At 75.0% G+C, this 17,000-nt stretch carries 15 protein-coding genes; 3 read left to right on the top strand and 12 right to left on the bottom strand.

Annotated elements, in window-relative coordinates; translation table 11 throughout:
* Positions 1-51: 51 nt before the first annotated feature.
* The 3 genes from PKA89_RS00630 to PKA89_RS00620 are packed head-to-tail and all read right to left on the bottom strand — an operon-like array spanning position 52 to position 3,911.
* On the bottom strand, positions 52-2,037 hold the full coding sequence (locus tag PKA89_RS00630; protein WP_324415552.1) for an acyl-CoA dehydrogenase: 1,986 nt from the start codon (positions 2,035-2,037) through the stop codon (positions 52-54).
* 57 nt (positions 2,038-2,094) lie between these two features.
* A complete protein-coding gene (locus PKA89_RS00625; protein ID WP_324415550.1) occupies positions 2,095-2,931 on the bottom strand; it encodes a PfkB family carbohydrate kinase in 837 nt (278 codons plus the stop codon).
* Positions 2,925-3,911 (bottom strand): nucleoside hydrolase, encoded by a 987-nt coding sequence (locus tag PKA89_RS00620; RefSeq protein WP_324415548.1) that lies wholly within the window; start codon positions 3,909-3,911, stop codon positions 2,925-2,927. Before PKA89_RS00620 ends, PKA89_RS00625 begins: the two co-directional genes overlap by 7 nt.
* A 94-nt stretch (positions 3,912-4,005) precedes the next feature.
* On the opposite strand from PKA89_RS00620, the gene PKA89_RS00615 reads away from it, so the two are divergent.
* Together PKA89_RS00615 and PKA89_RS00610 are read left to right on the top strand one after the other, a co-directional pair.
* Entirely contained in the window at positions 4,006-5,253 is a 1,248-nt protein-coding gene (locus tag PKA89_RS00615) for a glycoside hydrolase family 3 N-terminal domain-containing protein (RefSeq protein WP_324415546.1), read from the top strand.
* Positions 5,254-5,276: 23 nt separating this feature from the next.
* Positions 5,277-6,986, top strand: coding sequence for an FAD-dependent oxidoreductase (locus PKA89_RS00610; RefSeq protein ID WP_324415544.1), 1,710 nt, complete (start codon positions 5,277-5,279; stop codon positions 6,984-6,986).
* Between the two features lie 21 nt (positions 6,987-7,007).
* On the opposite strand, the gene tsaD is transcribed toward PKA89_RS00610, so the two are convergent.
* The 9 genes from tsaD to glmS all read right to left on the bottom strand — a co-directional run bounded on the left by tsaD (position 7,008) and on the right by glmS (position 15,939).
* Positions 7,008-8,051: a tRNA (adenosine(37)-N6)-threonylcarbamoyltransferase complex transferase subunit TsaD gene (tsaD, locus tag PKA89_RS00605; protein ID WP_324415542.1), complete on the bottom strand. Its 1,044-nt coding sequence runs from the start codon at positions 8,049-8,051 to the stop codon at positions 7,008-7,010.
* On the bottom strand, positions 8,044-8,511 hold the full coding sequence (rimI, locus tag PKA89_RS00600; protein ID WP_324415540.1) for a ribosomal protein S18-alanine N-acetyltransferase: 468 nt from the start codon (positions 8,509-8,511) through the stop codon (positions 8,044-8,046). Before rimI ends, tsaD begins: the two co-directional genes overlap by 8 nt.
* A 20-nt stretch (positions 8,512-8,531) precedes the next feature.
* Positions 8,532-9,197: a tRNA (adenosine(37)-N6)-threonylcarbamoyltransferase complex dimerization subunit type 1 TsaB gene (tsaB, locus tag PKA89_RS00595; protein WP_324415537.1), complete on the bottom strand. Its 666-nt coding sequence runs from the start codon at positions 9,195-9,197 to the stop codon at positions 8,532-8,534.
* Positions 9,191-9,691, bottom strand: a complete 501-nt coding sequence (gene tsaE / locus PKA89_RS00590; RefSeq protein WP_324415535.1) for a tRNA (adenosine(37)-N6)-threonylcarbamoyltransferase complex ATPase subunit type 1 TsaE — start codon at positions 9,689-9,691, stop codon at positions 9,191-9,193. Before tsaE ends, tsaB begins: the two co-directional genes overlap by 7 nt.
* Positions 9,688-10,839: an alpha/beta hydrolase gene (locus PKA89_RS00585; RefSeq protein WP_324415533.1), complete on the bottom strand. Its 1,152-nt coding sequence runs from the start codon at positions 10,837-10,839 to the stop codon at positions 9,688-9,690. Before PKA89_RS00585 ends, tsaE begins: the two co-directional genes overlap by 4 nt.
* Positions 10,839-12,008 carry an alanine racemase gene (alr, locus tag PKA89_RS00580; RefSeq protein WP_324415530.1) on the bottom strand — a complete coding sequence of 390 codons (1,170 nt, stop codon included), beginning with the start codon at positions 12,006-12,008 and terminating at the stop codon, positions 10,839-10,841. Before alr ends, PKA89_RS00585 begins: the two co-directional genes overlap by 1 nt.
* Before the next feature lie 229 nt (positions 12,009-12,237).
* Positions 12,238-13,695 (bottom strand): NAD(P)H-hydrate dehydratase, encoded by a 1,458-nt coding sequence (locus tag PKA89_RS00575; RefSeq protein ID WP_324415528.1) that lies wholly within the window; start codon positions 13,693-13,695, stop codon positions 12,238-12,240.
* Entirely contained in the window at positions 13,692-14,057 is a 366-nt protein-coding gene (locus PKA89_RS00570) for a holo-ACP synthase (protein ID WP_324415526.1), read from the bottom strand. Before PKA89_RS00570 ends, PKA89_RS00575 begins: the two co-directional genes overlap by 4 nt.
* Before the next feature lie 22 nt (positions 14,058-14,079).
* A complete protein-coding gene (glmS, locus tag PKA89_RS00565; protein ID WP_324415524.1) occupies positions 14,080-15,939 on the bottom strand; it encodes a glutamine--fructose-6-phosphate transaminase (isomerizing) in 1,860 nt (619 codons plus the stop codon).
* A 54-nt stretch (positions 15,940-15,993) separates the two neighbouring features.
* Between glmS and coaA the strand changes: the two genes are divergently transcribed.
* Positions 15,994-16,977: a type I pantothenate kinase gene (gene coaA, locus PKA89_RS00560; RefSeq protein WP_324415522.1), complete on the top strand. Its 984-nt coding sequence runs from the start codon at positions 15,994-15,996 to the stop codon at positions 16,975-16,977.
* The last annotated feature ends 23 nt before the right edge of the window (positions 16,978-17,000 follow it).

The raw sequence follows: 17,000 nt of genomic DNA, 5'->3' as shown, positions 1-17,000 counted from the left end.
AGGAGGTGGGTTCTTCGCAAGAAGTCGGGTCACCCGGGTGGCGCCGTGGCGTCAGGGGCCGACGAGGTCGCGGGCGCCGAGGACCTCGGCCGGGATGCCGAACGCCTCGACGAGCTCGAGCGCCACCGGCCGCAGCCGGCGCAGCAGGGCGGACACCTCACGGGTGATCGCCTTCGAGCGCGGCGCCGAGAGCCGGCCGTGCTCGAGGAACCAGCCACGGTCGGCCTCGATCGTCGTCAGGGCGTGGAGGTCGCACAGCGCGGTCAGCACGTCGCGGTCCGGCCCCGCCGGCAACGCCCGGACCCGCGCGACGAACGCCTCGAGGACGAGCCGCTCGACGTGCGAGCGCGCGGCCGAGATGACGTGGTCCTGCACCTCGCCGAACACCTCGCCGGCCGGGCGGCCGGCATCCACCCCGGCCTTGAGCCGCCGGGCGACCCCGGAGATCTGGTGCTCCTCGCGGAAGCGCAGCATCGCCAGCTGGTAGTCGGGGTCGAGCAGCCCGGCCTCCTGGTCCCAGCCGTCGCGGCCGCCGGGCAGGACGTCGCGGATCCGCTCGAACAGCTGGTGCGCGGCGGTGCGCTCGACGAGCGTCTCCACCGCGAGCGACGCGACGAAGCGGACCATCCCGCGCTGGTCGAGGTCCTCGAACTCCGAGGAGTAGTCGGTGAGCAGGCCCTTGGCCACCAGCTGGAGGAGGACGTGGTTGTCGCCCTCGAAGGTCGTGAAGACGTCCGTGTCGGCCTTGAGCGCGGCGAACCGGTTGGCCGCGAGGTAGCCGGCCCCGCCGCACGCCTCACGGCACTCCTGGATGGCCTCGCTCGCGTGCCAGGTCGCGAGCGCCTTCGTGCCGGCGGCCCGTGACTCCAGCGCGCGGCGGGACCGCTCGTCGGCCTCGGGGGTGTCCGGGGAGAACACCGCGTGCAGCTGCCGGGCCACCTCCTCCTGCGCCGCGCTCAGGGCGTAGGCCCGGGCGACGAGCGGCAGGAGGCGGCGCTGGTGCATCCCGTAGTCGAGGAGGAGGGTCTCCTGCTCGCCGCCGGGCGCCTCGAACTGGCGCCGGCGCAGGGCGTACCGGACGGCGATCTCGAGGGCGACCTTGGAGGCCCCGACCGCCCCGCCGCCGACGCTGACCCGGCCCTGGACGAGGGTGCCGAGCATCGTGAAGAAGCGTCGGTCGGGGTTCTCGATGCTCGAGCGGTAGGTGCCGTCCGGGTCGATCGTGGCGAACCGGTCGAGGAGGTTCTCGCGCGGGACGCGGACATCGTCGAACCACAGCCGTCCGTTGTCGACGCCCTCGAGCCCGAGCTTGGCCCCGCAGTCCTCGACGCGGACGCCGGGCAGCACCTCGCCGTCGCGGCGCAGCGGGACGAGGACCGCGTGCACCCCGTGCCGCTCGCCACCGACCTCGAGCTGGGCGAAGACGACGGCGAGCTCGCCGTCCTGCGCAGCGCCCCCGATGTAGTCCTTGCGCGCGGCGTCGTCCGGCGTGCGGACGACGATCTCGTCCGTCGCCGGGTCGTAGGTGGCCGTCGTGCCGAGGGCCTGGACGTTGCTCCCGTGGCCGGTCTCGGTCATCGCGAAGCAGCCGAGCAGGCGCCCGGAGAGGACGTCCGGGAGGTAGCGCTCGTGGTGGGCCCGGGTGCCGAGCTGGAGCAGGGCACCGCCGAAGAGACCGAACTGCACGCCCGACTTCACGAGGACCGAGAGGTCCCCGTACGCGAGCGTCTCGAACGAGGCGATCGAGGCCCCGATGTCCCCGCCACCGCCGAACTCACGCGGGAAGCCGTGGGCGGCCTGACCCCGCGCCCCGATCTCGACGACGAGGTCGCGCACCCGCCGGCGCAGCTCGTCGCGCGGGAGGTCGACCCGCTCGTCGAGGAGACCGGCGTGCTCGGTCAGGGCGGCACGGACCTCGTCGCGCACCGCGGCGTACGGCCCGTCGAGGAAGGCCCGCAGGCCGGCGACGTCGGCGACGAGGGGCGGCGGGGTCCCGGGGGTGGAGTCGGCGGTCCGGACGGCGTCGGTGGCAGCCATCAGGTCACGATGGCACGGTCCGGGGCTGCGTGGGCGGCTGCGCCGCGGAGAGGTTACTCACAGGTAGGGATCTGGCTGCGCTCCCTCCCGGCGCACCGCGTCGGCGCCCGCGGCCAGGGCGGCGGCGAGCGCGGCGTCGCGCTCGTCACCCCGGGCCAGCGCCGCGGCGAGGGCACCGCAGAACGCGTCGCCGGCGCCGGTCGTGTCGACCACCTCGTCGGCCGGGACGGCATGGGCCGGCGCCGTCACGCCGTCCCACGAGGCGCCGTTCGCGCCGAAGGTGACGAGGAGGGAGGCCGGCTGGGCGCCGGCCTCGGCGAGCGCCTGCATCTCGTGCTCGTTGGCGACGACGGGGTCGGCGAGGGCGACGACGTCCGGGGGCAGCGAGGCCCACGGGGCGACGTTGAGGACCACCCGGGCGCCGCGGCCGGCCGCGCGACGGGCCGCCGTGCAGACGACGGCGAACGGCACCTCGAGCTGGAGGACGAGGACGTCGCCGGGGCCGAGGGCGTCGACCGCCGCGACCTCGCGCTCGTCGAGGGCGTGGTTGGCGCCGGGGACGACGACGATCGAGTTCTCCGCGTCCGCCGACACCTGGATGAGCGCGTGCCCCGTCTCGACCCCCTCGACGACGCGCACCGCCGAGACGTCGACGCCCCGAGCGGCCAGCCGCTCGCGGTAGGCCGCACCCCCGTCGTCGTCTCCCACGCACCCGGCCATCGCGACGTCCGCCCCGGCCGCGGCGGCGGCCACCGCCTGGTTGGCCCCCTTGCCGCCCGCGAGGCGTCGCAGCCCCTCGCCGAGCACGGTCTCCCCGGGCCGCGGGTGGCGCTCCACCCGGGTCACCAGGTCGACGTTGAGCGAGCCGAGGACGAGGACGCGTCCGCTCACCACTGCTCACCTCCGACGGTCCGCAGCCACACGTCGGCGACCCAGGGTCCGTTGATGTCGAGGGCCACGTCGACGCTCGCCGGCGCCGGCCCGTGGGGGTCGTGGTCCATGTCGCCGCTCCAGTCGCGGGTGTCGACGATCGTGCGGCCGCGGGTCCAGGTGCCCGAGAGCTCGACCCGCACCGGCAGCCGCTCGGTGCGCACCGCGTCCGGGGCGAGGAGCATCGCGACGGCTCCGGCGTCCCCGATCGTCGCACCGTCGCTCGCGAAGCGCCGGTGGTGGAAGGAGATGAGCGCCGCCGCGAGCTGGGCGGCCGCGGTGTCGATGCCGCGCAGCCGCTCGACCTGGGCGTCGGTCACCTTCGGCTCGTAGAAGACGTCGAGCCCGTACATCGTCACCGGCACCTCGTGGACGGCGCAGGCGTCGAGGACGACGGCCGCCGCCTCGGGGTCGTGGAAGACGTTGAACTCGGCCGCGGCGGTGGCGTTCGAGACCGTGGCGCCCCCGCCCATGAAGACGACGCGCTCCAGCCGGGCGAACGCGGCCGGGTGGAGCCGGGCGAAGAGGGCGATGTTGGTCATCGGCGCGAGCGGGACGAGGGTGACCGGGCGGCCGCTGTGGGCGGCCTCCTCGACGGTGTCGCGGAGCAGGTCGACGGCGATGCGGGGGTCCGGCGCCGTCCGCGGCGGAGGCAGGCCGAGGTCGGCCATCCCGTCGGACCCGTGGACGTGCCGCGCGTCGACCGGGTCCTCGAGGAGCGGCCGGGAGGCGCCGACGCCGACCGGCACGTCGGTGCGCTCGACCATCTCGAGGACGGTCAGGGTGTTGCGGACGACGTCGACGAGGGGCGCGTTGCCGCCGACGCAGGTGACTGCACGCAGCTCGAGCCCGGGGTGCAGGGCGGCCAGGAGCAGCGCGCAGGCGTCGTCGACCCCGGTGTCGACGTCGAGCACCACGGGAAGGCCCTGCACGAGGACGATCATGGCGGATCGGAGCGTGGTCCGGCGACGGTGTCCCGGCGTGCCGCCCGACCAGCGCGATTCCGTGGATCCCCGGGCGGTCCCGTAGCGTCGTCGGGTGACCATCCCCACCCCTCCGTCACGGACGACCCCCCTCGTCGCCCTCACCGGGGCGCTGGCGATCACCCTCGCCGGTTGTTCCACCGGGAGCCCCGAGGCGGCCCCGACGAGCCCGCCCGCGTCGACCTCCGCGACCCCGTCGGCCACGCCCACTCCGACCCCCACGCCCACCCCCACCTGCGCCGAGGCGACCTTCGACGCGATGAGCGAGGAGCAGCGCATCGGCCAGCTGCTCATGGTCGGGTTCGACACGGTCGCCTCCCTCACCGCGCTGGACGGGCGGATCGGCGCGGACCACGTCGGCAACGTCATCTACCTCGGCGGCTGGGACGGGGCCGACAAGGTGACCCGCACCTCCGAGCACCTCCAGGGGCTCGTCACGCAGAAGTCCACCGCCGGTGTCGGCCTCCTCGTGGCGGCCGACCAGGAGGGCGGCGAGGTGCACCAGCTGCGCGGTGAGGGGTTCACCCGGCCGCCCACGGCCAGCGAGCAGGCCGAGATGTCGGCGGCCGCCCTGACCAGGGCCGCGACCGGGTGGGCCCAGCAGCTCAAGGCCGCTGGGGTCAACGTCAACCTCGCTCCGGTCACCGACACCGTGCCCGCGTCGATCGGCACGGCCAACGGGCCGATCGGCCGGTACCACCGCGAGTACGGCTCCGACCCGGCCACGGTCGAGAAGGCGAGCGCGGCCTTCATCAAGGGGATGCTCGACGGCGGGGTCGAGGCGACGGTCAAGCACTTCCCCGGGCTCGGGCGCATCCGCAACAACACCGACTTCAACAGCACCGGCATCACCGACGACACGACGACCGCGGACGACCCCTACCTCCAGCCGTTCGCGGCGGGGGTCGAGGCCGGCGCCGGGCTCGTCATGGTCGGCTCGGCGCGGTACTCGAAGCTCGACCCCGGGGTGCCCGCCATGTTCTCCGCGCCGATCGTCACCGACCTGCTGCGCACGAAGCTCGGCTTCGACGGCGTCGTCATCACCGATGACGTCAACGCCGAGGCCGTGGCCTCGGTGGCGCCCGCGCAGCGCGCGGTCCGCTTCCTCGCCGCGGGCGGCGACATCGTCCTCACCGGCGACGCCTCGGTGGCACCGGTGATGCTCGACGCGCTCGCCGCGAAGGCGGCGGCCGACGACGGGTTCGCGGCGAAGGTCGACGACTCGGTGCACCGCGTGCTGGCCCTCAAGGACCGGATGGGGCTGCTGCCCTGCTCCGGCGACGCAGGCCCTCCCCAGGACTGAGGTCCTCGCCTAGGCTCGACGGGGTGAGCGACACCCGACCCGCTGCGCAGGCCCCCGACGCCCCGGCCCTCGTCCTCGTCTCCGGCGACCACGCCGAGGCGCTGCGGGAGGAGTTCTGGCGCTACTCGCGCGAGTACGACCTGCGGACGGCCACCTCCTGCGCCGAGGCCTGCCGCGTCATCGAGGGTGTCGTCGGCGAGGGCCGGCCGGTCGCGATGGTCGTCTCGGACTCGCGGCTGCCCGACGAGGACAACGTCCTCGCCGCGTTCGCCCAGTGGCGCCAGCTGGTCCCGAACGCGCGCCGGCTCGTCGTGGCTCCCTTCGACCGGTTCCTCGCCGACGCCCCGGGGCTGCGCGCCGGGATGGCCAAGGGCAAGTACGACGCCTACCTCCTCATGCCGCGCGGGGTGCGCGACGAGGAGTTCCACCACGCGGTCACCGAGCTGCTCAGCGACTGGAACTGGACCTCGACGGACCCGGACGTCGTCGTCGCGAAGATCGTGGCGCCCGAGGGCGACGTCGTGGCCCAGCAGATCCGCGACTTCTTCGACCGGATGGGGCTGCCCAGCCGGGTCGCGCTGCCGGACAGCGAGATCGGGCGGCACGTCGCCGAGCACTTCCCGGCCGACGCCGGCTACCCGAGGGTGTGGGCCGCGAACCGCGACCCGGTCGTCGCGACGTCGGTCAGCCAGGTCGCCCGCTCGTTCTTCGACACCCGGGCCGAGCGCGACCTCGACGCCGAGACCCGCCGCGACGTCGTCGACGTCGCGGTCGTCGGCGGCGGCCCGGCCGGCCTCGCCACCGCCGTGTACGCCGCCTCCGAGGGCCTGAGCACCGTCGTCCTCGACTCCAGCGCCATCGGCGGGCAGGCCGGCACGAGCTCGATGATCCGCAACTACCTCGGGTTCCCCCGCGGGGTCTCGGGGATGCGCCTGGCCCAGCGGGCCCGCAACCAGGCCCTGCGCTTCGGCACGCGCTTCCACACCGGCTGGGAGGTCGAGCAGCTCGTCGCCGGGTGTGACGGTGCGCCGCACCGGTTGCTGGGCACCGACTTCGAGCTGGCCGCCCGCTCGGTCGTCGTCGCCAGCGGGGTCCGCTACCGCTCGCTCGGCGTGCCCGCGGTCGAGCAGCTCGTCGGCCGCGGCGTCAACTACGGCGCGGCGATGTCGCTGTCCCGCGAGATGGAGGACCAGGACGTCGTCGTCGTCGGCGGCGGCAACTCGGCCGGGCAGGCCGCCGTGCACCTCGCCCGCTTCGCCCGCTCGGTGACCGTCGTCGTGCGCCGGCCGGCCCTCGCCGAGACGATGTCCGCCTACCTCGTCGGCGAGATCGAGTTCAACCCGCGGATCTCGGTCGAGACGTGCACCCGGGTCGTCGACGCCGGCGGCGAGGGGCGCCTCGACTGGGTGGTCCTCGAGAGCACCGAGACCGGCGAGCGGCGCCGACGCCCCGCGTACGGGCTCTTCCTCCTCCTCGGCGCCGAGCCGCACTGCGGCTGGCTGCCCCCTGAGGTCGCCCGCGACGAGCGCGGCTTCGTCCTCACCGGGCGCGACGTCCCGAAGTCGCTCTGGGCGGACGGCCTGCCCCCGGAGAACCTCGCGACCAGCGCCCCCGGCATCTTCGCCGCCGGTGACGTGCGGGCCGGGTCGATGAAGCGGGTCGCCGCGGCCACCGGCGAGGGCGCGTCGGTCGTGCCCCTCGTCCACGCGTGGCTCGCCCCGGGCGACGCCTGACGGACCGCCGCGCCGCTCCGGTCAGGCGGAGACCTCGGTGACCGGCATCGAGGAGTCCGCCGGGATGCCGAGGTCCGACGGCGGGCGGCCCTTGAGCACCATCTGGGCCCCGAGCGCGGCGACCATCGCGCCGTTGTCGGTGCAGAGCTTGGGCCGCGGCACGCGCAGCTCGATGCCGGCGACGTCGCACCGCTCCTGCGCCATCGCCCGCAGCCGGGAGTTGGCCGCGACCCCGCCACCGATCTGCAGGTGGCCGACGCCGTGCTCGCGGCAGGCGAGGACCGCCTTGCGGGTCAGCACGTCGGTGACCGCCTCCTGGAAGCTGGCGGCGACGTCGGCCACCGGAACCGCCTCTCCGGCAGCCTCCTTGGCGGCAACCCATCGAGCGACGGCGGTCTTGAGTCCGGAGAACGAGAAGTCGAAGCGGTGCCTCTCCATGTCGCGGCCGGTCGTCAGGCCCCGCGGGAAGTCGATGACGACCTCACCCTCCGTCGCGGCGCGGTCGATGTGCGGCCCGCCCGGGAACGGCAGCCCGAGGACGCGGGCCACCTTGTCGAAGGCCTCCCCCGCGGCGTCGTCGATCGTCGACCCGAGGCTGCGCACGTCGTGCGTCACGTCGGGCACGAGGAGGAGCGAGGAGTGCCCGCCGGAGACGAGCATCGCGAGGGTGGGCTCGGGGAGCGGACCGTGCTCGACGATGTCGACCGCGACGTGGCTGGCCAGGTGGTTGACGCCGTGCAGCGGCACGCCGAGGGCGAGGGCGAGGGCCTTGGCCGACGCGACGCCGACCATGAGGGCGCCGGCGAGGCCGGGCCCGGAGGTGACGGCGACGGCGTCGACGTCGCGGAGGGTGACGCCGGCCTCGCGACAGGCGCGCTCGATGGTCGGCACCATCGCCTCGAGGTGCGCACGGCTGGCGACCTCGGGCACGACCCCGCCGAAGCGCGCGTGCTCGTCGACGCTGCTCGCGATGGCGTCGAAGAGGAGGGTCTCGCCACGGACGAGCCCGACGCCGGTCTCGTCGCACGAGGTCTCGATGCCCAGGACGAGAGGCTCGTCAGCCATCAGTGGCTCCCTTCTGCTGCAAGGTCTTCCGCATCACGAGGGCGTCGACACCGCCCGGGTAGTAGCCGCGCCGGGTGGCGATGACGGTGTACCCGGCGCGGCTGTAGAGGGCGGTGGCGGGGGCGTTGTCGGCCCGCACCTCGAGGATGACGTGCGCGGCCCCGCGGGCGGCCGCCCGCCGCTCGAGCTCGTCGACGAGGGCGCGACCGAGGCCGCGGCCGCGGGCGGCGGGGGCCACGGCGACCGTCATCACGTCCGACACCTCGCCGCCGTGGTCCAGGCCGGCATACCCGACCAACGCGCCGTCGGCCTCGGCGACGACGTAGTCGCGGCGCGGACGTGCGGCGAGCTCGGCCCACCACGACGGGGGCGACCAGGCGTCGTCCGGGAACAGGGTCGTCTCGAGCGCGGCCAGCCCGCCGAGGTCGGGCCAGCGCGCGTCGCGGAGCGCGGGGGCCACGCGGAGCGTGGGGGCCGACCTCATCGGGCCGCGCGTTCCGCGGTGGTCAGCGCGTCGGGGCGACGCAGGTAGAGCGGCTCGACCGGCATCGGGGTGCCGGCGGCGAGCCGGCGGCCGGCGATCCTGGCGAGGACGGAGGGGTCGACGTCGAGGACCTCGGGCAGCGGCGCCGGGAACAGATCGGGATAGAGCAGCGGCCCGCGACCCGCCACCGGGAGCATCCGGGTGCGCTCCGGGAGGTGGGCCGGAGCGTCGACGGCCGGGGCGTCGAGGGCACGGGCAGCGCCGTCCGCGTCGCGGGCGTAGCGCGCCCAGTAGACCTCCCGGCGGCGGGCGTCGGTGGCGACGAGCAGCTCGTCGGCGTCGGAGGCGGTGAGGGCCTGCTCGGCGAGGACGTCGAGCGAGCAGACACCGTGCACCGGCACCCCGAGGGCGTACCCCATCGTCACCGCGGTGACCATCCCCACCCGGAGCCCCGTGAACGGGCCGGGCCCGGTGCCGACTGCGATGTCGGTGACGTCTCCGACGCCGACGCCGGCCTCGGCCAGGGCCTGCTCGACCAGCGGGGCGAGCAGCTCGGTGTGCTTGCGCGGGTCGATCGCGACGGCGGTGACGGCGGGGGCTCCGGGCCGGGCCACCGCGACGCCGATCGCCGAGGTCGAGGTGTCGATGGCGAGGGTCAGCACGGCTCTCCTCCGAGGGACTCGAGGGGGTCGGGCCCGCCGTCGTCGGAGCCGGCCCACCGTCCCCCGACGCCGGTGACCGTGGCCGTCCGCACCTCCGTGGCGGGGTCGACGTCGAGGACGAGCTCGAGGCGGTCCTCGGCCAGGCCCTCGGCGAGGCCGTGGCCCCACTCGACGACGGTCACCGACTCCGCGACGCTCGCGTCGAGGTCGAGGTCGTCGAGCTCGAGGCTGCCGCCGAGCCGGTAGGCGTCGACGTGGACGAGCGGCGGGCCGCCGACCGTCGACGGGTGGACGCGGGCGATGACGAAGGTCGGTGAGGTGACGGCTCCACGCACGCCCAGCGCCGCGCCCAGGCCCTGGGTCAGTGTCGTCTTGCCCGCGCCGAGGGTGCCGGTGAGCACGACGAGGTCGCCGGCCCGCAGCAGACCACCGAGGGCGGTGCCGAGCTCGCGGGTGTCGTCGACCTCGGGGAGGACGAACCGTCGGGCGCTCACGAGGCGGCCTCCCGGCGGGCCCGGGCGGCGCGCCGCTTCTTCGACATGTCCTGGACGGTGCGGCGGACCCGCGGCTTGCTGCTCACCGGGACGCCCTCGGCGACCGCTCGGCGAGCCCGCTGGACGAGCGCGACGAGCTGTTCGGTGACGATCGCGGGGTGCTCGAGCATGAGGAGGTGGCCGCCGTCGCGGACGACCACGTGCTCCGCCCCCGGCACGTGCCGGACGATCTCCTCCGAGTGCGACGGCGGCGTGATGAGGTCGCCGGCGCCGTTCATGACGAGCAGCTCGACGCCGGCGAGCGCTCCGAGCGACGGCACGAGGTCGAGGCCGTCGATGTCCGGGAGGAAGGCCGCCATGACGTCGAAGGGCGTCGCGAAGATCATCTCGGCGACGAGGTCGACGAGGGCCGGGCTGACCGGGGAGTCGAAGGCCCAGCGCGCGACGGCGAGGTCCTGGACACCCTTGCCCATCCGGCGCAGCATGCCGATCGGGCCGGCGTGCCGCGAGAGGCGGGTCAGCACGCCCGGCCCCAGCGAGCCGACGACCCGGCCGGCGAGCGGGCCGAGGCCGAACTCGGTCACCTCGTGACCCCCGGGCGAGGTCGAGACGAGACCGACCGCGAGCACCCGGTCGCGCACGACGTCGGGGTGCTGGCCGGCGAAGGACATGACGCTCATCCCGCCCATCGAGTGGCCGATGAGGACGAGCGGCCCACTGGGACAGGTCGCCTCGACCACCCGAGCGAGGTCGAGGCCGAGCCGCTCGACGGTGCAGGAGGCGAGGTCGGGCAGCGAGGACCGGCCGTGCCCGCGCTGGTCGTAGGTGACGACGCGCAGGCCCTGCTCGAGCAGTTCGCGTCGCTGGAGCACCCACGACTGCATGGTCAGCGCGAAGCCGTGGACGAGGACCACGGTGGGGGCGCGGCCTGCGAGGTGTCGCTGGCCGCGGCTGGCGGTGCGGGGCGCGTCGATCTCGACGTGGAGGTCGACACCGTCGTCGGTGGTGACGACGAGGGCCTCGGTCGGTGTGTGCTCCCACCCCTGGGCCGGGTCGCCGAGCTCGGGACGGACGCTGCGGCCCCGGCGCACGCGGTCGCCGACGGCGCCGACGAGGGCGAGCGGACCGCCTGCCGGGAGGGCGGGCATCAGGCCTCGCCCCCGACGACCACCCGGGGCAGCCGCGGCGCCATCCGGGTGACGACCTCGTAGTTGATGGTGCCGGCGGCCTCCGCCCAGTCCTGTGCCGTCGGCTCGCCGTCGGCGCCGCGGCCGAGGACGGTGACCTCGTCGCCGGGGGCGCCACCGAAGTCCGGGCCGAGGTCGAGGACGAACTGGTCCATGCAGACCCGGCCGGCGATCGTGTACCGGCGGCCGCCGACCTGCACCGGGCCCCTGTTGCCCGCGTGCCGCGGGATGCCGTCGGCGTACCCCATCGGGACGAGGCCGAGGACGGTGTCGCGGTCGGTCGTGTACTCGTGCCCGTAGCTGACGCCCTGGCCGGCGCGGGCCCGCTTGACCTGGGTGAGCCGCGCGGTGACGCGCATCGCCTCGCGGAGGCCGAAGTCGGCGGGGCGGCCGAGGTCGGGGACCGGGGAGAGCCCGTAGACGGCGAGGCCGGGCCGCACCAGGTCGAAGTGGGCGCTCGGGTTGGTCAGCGTGGCGGCCGAGTTGGCGAGGTGGCGCAGGCCCGGGTCGACCCCGGCGCGCTCGAGCTCGGCGACGGCCTCGACGAAACGCTCCTGCTGGGCCCGGACGGTGGGGTGCTGCGGCGCGTCGGCCCACGCGAAGTGCGACCAGGTGCCGGTGACCTCGACGGCGCCCTCGGCGACGGCCCGGGCCAGGGCGGCGGTGACCTCGGTCCAGTCGGTGAGCACGCCGCCGCGGCCGAGACCGGTGTCGACCTTGACCTGGACGCGGGCGGTGAAGCCACGCTCGCGGGCGGCCGCGAGCACCGCCTCGAGGTTCCAGGCGCTGCCGACGGTGAGCTCGACGCCGGCGTCGAGGGCGGCGCCGAGGTCGGCCTGGGGCGGGTAGATCCAGGTGAGGAGGGGGGCCTGCACCCCGGCGGCGCGCAGGGCCAGCGCCTCCTCGAGCTGGGCGACGCCGAGCCACGTGGCGCCCCCGGCGAGGGCGGCGCGCGCCGCGGTGACGAGCCCGTGGCCGTAGGCGTCGCCCTTGACGACGGCCATCACCCCCGCGGGGGCGGCCCGGCGGACGAGCTCGGCGACGTTGTCGCGGATGGCGGCCGCGTCGACGATGACCCACGCGGAAGCACCCGCGGAGGCGGGTGCGGACGGGGCGGGAGCATCGGTCATGAGCCGCACCAGTCTAGGGCTGCGGTGGGGTCACCGTCCGGGCAGGTGGCGCCCTGTCCGTTCGGACGGCTGGCCCCGGTGACCATCCGGGCCGGCGGCCCCCGTGGTCGTCCGGCCCGGCAAGCCCGCCGCGCCCGGCCTCCATCGCCGCCTCCATCGCGGGCTCCATCGCGGGCTACGCCGCAGTAACTGTCGTGATGACAGCGCTTACTGCGGCGTAGCCGGGTGCTCAGCGGCGGCGGAGCAGGGCCGCCACGGTCCCCGGCACCGCCTGCGCCACGGCGAGCGCCCGCACCGGCCCGCCGGGGTTGGCCCGCTCGGCCGCCACACCGTGGACGAGCGCCCCGAGCGCCCCGGCCTCGTCGGCGCGCAGCCCGGCGGCGAGCAGCACGCCGAGCAGCCCGGCCAGCACGTCCCCTGCCCCGGCCGTCGCCAGCCAGGCGGGAGCGTCCGACTGCGACCAGACCGGCGCCCCCTCCTCCGGCGGGACGACCAGCGTCGTGGCCCCCTTGAGCAGCACCGTCGCGCCGGTGACCGACGCCAGGCGCCGGGCCGACTCCAGCGGCGCCCCCTCGACGTCCGCGCGCTCCACCTCCTCGCCGGTGAGCCGCGTGAGCAGGCGTGCGCACTCCCCCGCGTGCGGTGTCAGCAGGGTCACCCGCCCGCGCCGCCCACGCAGCACGTCGTCGTCGAGCAGGTCGAGGCCGCCCGCGTCGACGACGACCGGCTCCTGCCCCGCCAGCGCCGCGCGGGCCGCGTCGAGCTGGGCCTTCGACCCGGCCGCCCGCGAGGTGGTGTCGAGCCCGGGACCGACGACCCAGGCCTGCACCCGGCCGACCCCGTGCGTCACCTCCGGCACGTGGGCGCGCACCAGGCCGGACGGGGTCGGCGTGCCGACGTAGCGCACCATCCCCGCCCCTGCCTCGACGGCCGCGGTCGTGCACAGCAGGGCGGCGCCGGTGTACGACTCGCCGCCCGCGACCACCCCGACCACACCGCGCGAGTACTTGTCGTCGCTCGGCACCGGCACCGGCCACCGCCGGGCCACGTCGTCGTGGTCGAGCCGACGCACCACCGGGTCGGTCGCCACCTCGAGCCCGATGTCCACGACGGTGAGCACCCCGCACGCCTGCTCGGTCGGTGGCAGCAGGTGCACCGGCTTGGCGACCGAGAAGGTCACGGTCTCGTCGGCGATCACGCCCGCGGGGTCGAAGACCACTCCGGCGGGGTCCTGGCCGGACGGCAGGTCGACGGCGACGACGTGCGCGGCGTCCGGCACGGCGGCCACCCACGCCCGCGCCCAGTCCGGCAGCCCCGGCCGGGCGCCGATGCCGAGGACCCCGTCGAGCACGACGTCGGCCTCGGCCAGCGCCCGCGGGTCGGTCGTCACGACGACCCCCGCCGCGCGGGCCCCGGCCGCCGCACCCGGGTGCACGGTCTCGTGATGGAGGGCGACGGCGTTCCACCCGGCCTCGGCGAGCCGGGCCGCCGCGAAGAGGGCGTCGGCTCCGTTGTTCCCGGGCCCGACGAGCGCCGCGACCGTCCGCCCGCCCCGCTCCTCGAGCCGCGCCGCCGCCACCGCGGCCAGGCCCTCGACGGCCCGCGCCATCAGCTCACCGTCGTCGAGGGTCGCCATCAGCGCCTCCTCGGCGGCGTAGACGTCCTCGGTCGACCAGCCCGCGATCATCGCAGCCCCTCCTCGCGCTCGGCGACGACGACGGCCGAGGCGATGCCGGCGTCGTGCGAGAGCGACACGTGGATGGCGGTGATGCCGAGGTCGGCGACCGCCGCCTCGACCGTGCCCCGCAACCGGAACGCCGGCCGGCGGTCCTCGCCCCGGACCACCTCGGCGTCGTGCCAGTGCAGCCCGACGGGGGCGCCCAGCGCCTTGGCCAGCGCCTCCTTGGCCGCGAACCGGGCGGCCCGCGAGTTGAGCGGCAGCACACGCTCGGACACGGTGAACAGCCGGTCCCCGAGCCGCGGCGTCCGCGAGAGCGTCGCCCCGAAGCGCTCGACGTCGACGACGTCGATGCCGACGCCGACGATCACCGCGTCACCGGGGCCGGCCGGGTCACTCGACCGTGACCGACTTGGCGAGGTTGCGGGGCTGGTCGACGTCGAGGCCCTTGGCCGACGCGAGGTGCAGCGCGAACACCTGGAGCGGCACGACCGCGAGCAGCGGCGCGAGCATCGGGGAGCACTGCGGGATGCGGACGACCTCGCTCGCGAACGGCTCGACGTCCTCGTCGCCGTCGTGGGCGATGACGAGCGTGCGGGCGCCGCGGGCCCGGATCTCCTGGATGTTCGAGACGACCTTCTTGTGCAGCTCGTGCGGCGTGTCCGGGCCCGGGACGACGACGAACACCGGCTGGCCGGGCTCGATGAGGGCGATCGGGCCGTGCTTCAGCTCACCGGCCGCGAAGCCCTCCGCGTGGATGTACGCGAGCTCCTTGAGCTTGAGGGCGCCCTCCATCGCCACCGGGTAGCCGACGTTGCGCCCGAGGAAGAGGACCGCCCGGCTGTCGGCCATGAACGTGGCCATCTCCCGGACGCGGTCCATCCGGCCGAGGAGGTCCTCGATCTTCTCCGGCATCGTCTGCAGCTCGGCGAGGACGGCCTTGGCGTCGTCGGCGTAGGTCTCGCCGCGCAGCTGGGCGAGGTAGAGACCGAGGACGTAGCAGGCGGTGATCTGGGCGAGGAAGGCCTTGGTCGAGGCGACGGCGATCTCCGGGCCGGCGTGCGTGTAGAGGACCGCGTCGGACTCGCGCGGGATGGTCGAGCCGTGCGTGTTGCAGATGGAGAGCGTCATCGCCCCCAGCTCGGTCGCGTGCTTGACCGCCATGAGGGTGTCCATCGTCTCGCCGGACTGGCTGATCGAGACGACCAGCGTGTTGTCGTCGACGATCGGGTCGCAGTACCGGAACTCGTGCGCCAGTGAGACCTCGACGGGGATGCGGGTCCAGTGCTCGACGGCGTACTTGGCGACCATGCCGGCGTACGCCGCGGTGCCGCAGGCGACGATGGTGATGCGGTCGACGGCGCGCAGCCGCTCCTCGGGGATGCGGACCTCGTCGAGCACGAGGGCGCCGGCCTCGTCGGTGCGCCCGAGGAGGGTGTCGGCGACGGCGTGCGGCTGCTCGTGGATCTCCTTCTCCATGAAGGTCGGGTAGCCGCCCTTCTCGGCCGCCGCGGCGTCCCAGGTGACCTCGTAGGCCTTGCCCTCGGCCGGGGTGCCGTCGAAGCCGATGACGGTGTGCCCCTCCGGGGTGATCGTCACGATCTGGTCCTGGCCGAGCTCGACCGCGTGTCGGGTGTGCCCGATGAAGGCCGAGACGTCGCTGCCGAGGAAGTTCTCGCCGTCGCCGAGGCCCACGACCAGCGGGCTGTTGCGCCGGGCGCCGACGACCACCCCGGGGCTGTCGGCGTGCACGGCGAGGAGGGTGAAGGCCCCCTCGAGCCGGCCGACGACCAGCCGCATCGCCTCGGTGAGGTCGCCGACGTGGTCGTACTCGCGCCCGACGAGCTTGGCCGCGACCTCGGTGTCGGTCTCGGACCGGAACTCGACGCCGTCGGCGAGGAGCTCCTTCTTCAGCGCGTGGAAGTTCTCGATGATGCCGTTGTGGATGAGCGCGAGCCGGTCGCCGTCGCCGCCGCGGTGGGGGTGCGCGTTGCCGTCGGTCGGGCCCCCGTGCGTGGCCCAGCGGGTGTGGCCGATGCCGGTGCGGGACGGGGCCAGCGGGTGCGCCTCGAGCGCGGAGCGGAGGTTCTCGAGCTTGCCCGCCCGCTTCTCGGTCGCGACGCCGTCCTCGGTGACGAGCGCGACGCCGGCCGAGTCGTAGCCCCGGTACTCGAGGCGGGTCAGGCCCTCCATGACGACGTCGAGCGCCGTGCCGTCCATGGTCCGGCCCACGTAGCCGACGATTCCACACATGGCGGCCAGCGTAGCCGCTGACGGGGCCCGGGCCCGATGCGGGATGATGGCCCGGTGACCGCAGCGGAGCAGGCCCTCGCGCGCCTCGGGGTGGACGCGGGCGCCGCCCTCCCGACGCCGTACGTCGAGCTCGACCGTGGCACCTGGTCGCGCCTGCGCGAGGAGCACCCGATGAGCCTCACCCAGGACGACATCGCGCGGCTGCGGGGGCTCGGCGACCGGCTCGACCTGCGCGAGGTCGAGGACGTCTACCTCCCGCTCTCCCGGCTGCTGCACTTCTACGTCGAGGCGGTCCACGGCCTGCGCCTCGCGACCTCCGAGTTCCTCGGCGAGCGGCCGAGCCGCGTCCCGTTCGTCGTCGGCGTCGCCGGATCGGTCGCCGTCGGCAAGTCGACGACGGCCCGCATCCTGCGCGAGCTCATGTCCCGCTGGCCGCACACGCCCCGCGTCGAGCTCGTGACCACCGACGGCTTCCTCTACCCCAACGAGGAGCTCGAGCGCCGAGGGCTGCTGCAGCGCAAGGGTTTCCCCGAATCGTACGACCGACGCGCGCTCCTCCGGTTCGTCGCCGACGTCAAGTCGGGGATGCCGGTCGTCGAGGCACCGCAGTACTCGCACCTCACCTACGACGTGCTGCCCGAGCCGGCGGAGGTGCGCAAGCCCGACGTCCTCATCATCGAGGGCCTCAACGTGCTCCAGCCGCCCGGGGTGCGCGCCGACGGCGACGGCACGAGCACGGTCTCGGACTACTTCGACTTCTCGGTCTACGTCGATGCTCCCGTCGAGGACGTCCGCCGCTGGTACGTCGAGCGCTTCCTCCGGCTGCGCGAGACGGCGTTCGCCGACCCGCAGTCGTACTTCCACCGCTACGCCGAGCTGAGCGACGCGGAGGCCCGCGAGACCGCCGCGAGCATCTGGGCGGCCATCAACGAGCCCAACCTCGTCGAGAACATCCAGCCCACCCGCGAGCGCGCGACATTGGTGCTCAGCAAGGGCGCCGACCACGCGGTGACCCACATCAGGCTGCGCAAGATCTGACCCGCGGACGACGAACGCCCCCG

The sequence above is a fragment of the Phycicoccus sp. genome (assembly GCF_035325325.1).
Taxonomy (GTDB): Bacteria; Actinomycetota; Actinomycetes; order Actinomycetales; family Dermatophilaceae; genus Phycicoccus.
Note: the sequence above shows the minus strand (reverse complement) of the source record. Positions and strands in the feature narration are given on the sequence as shown.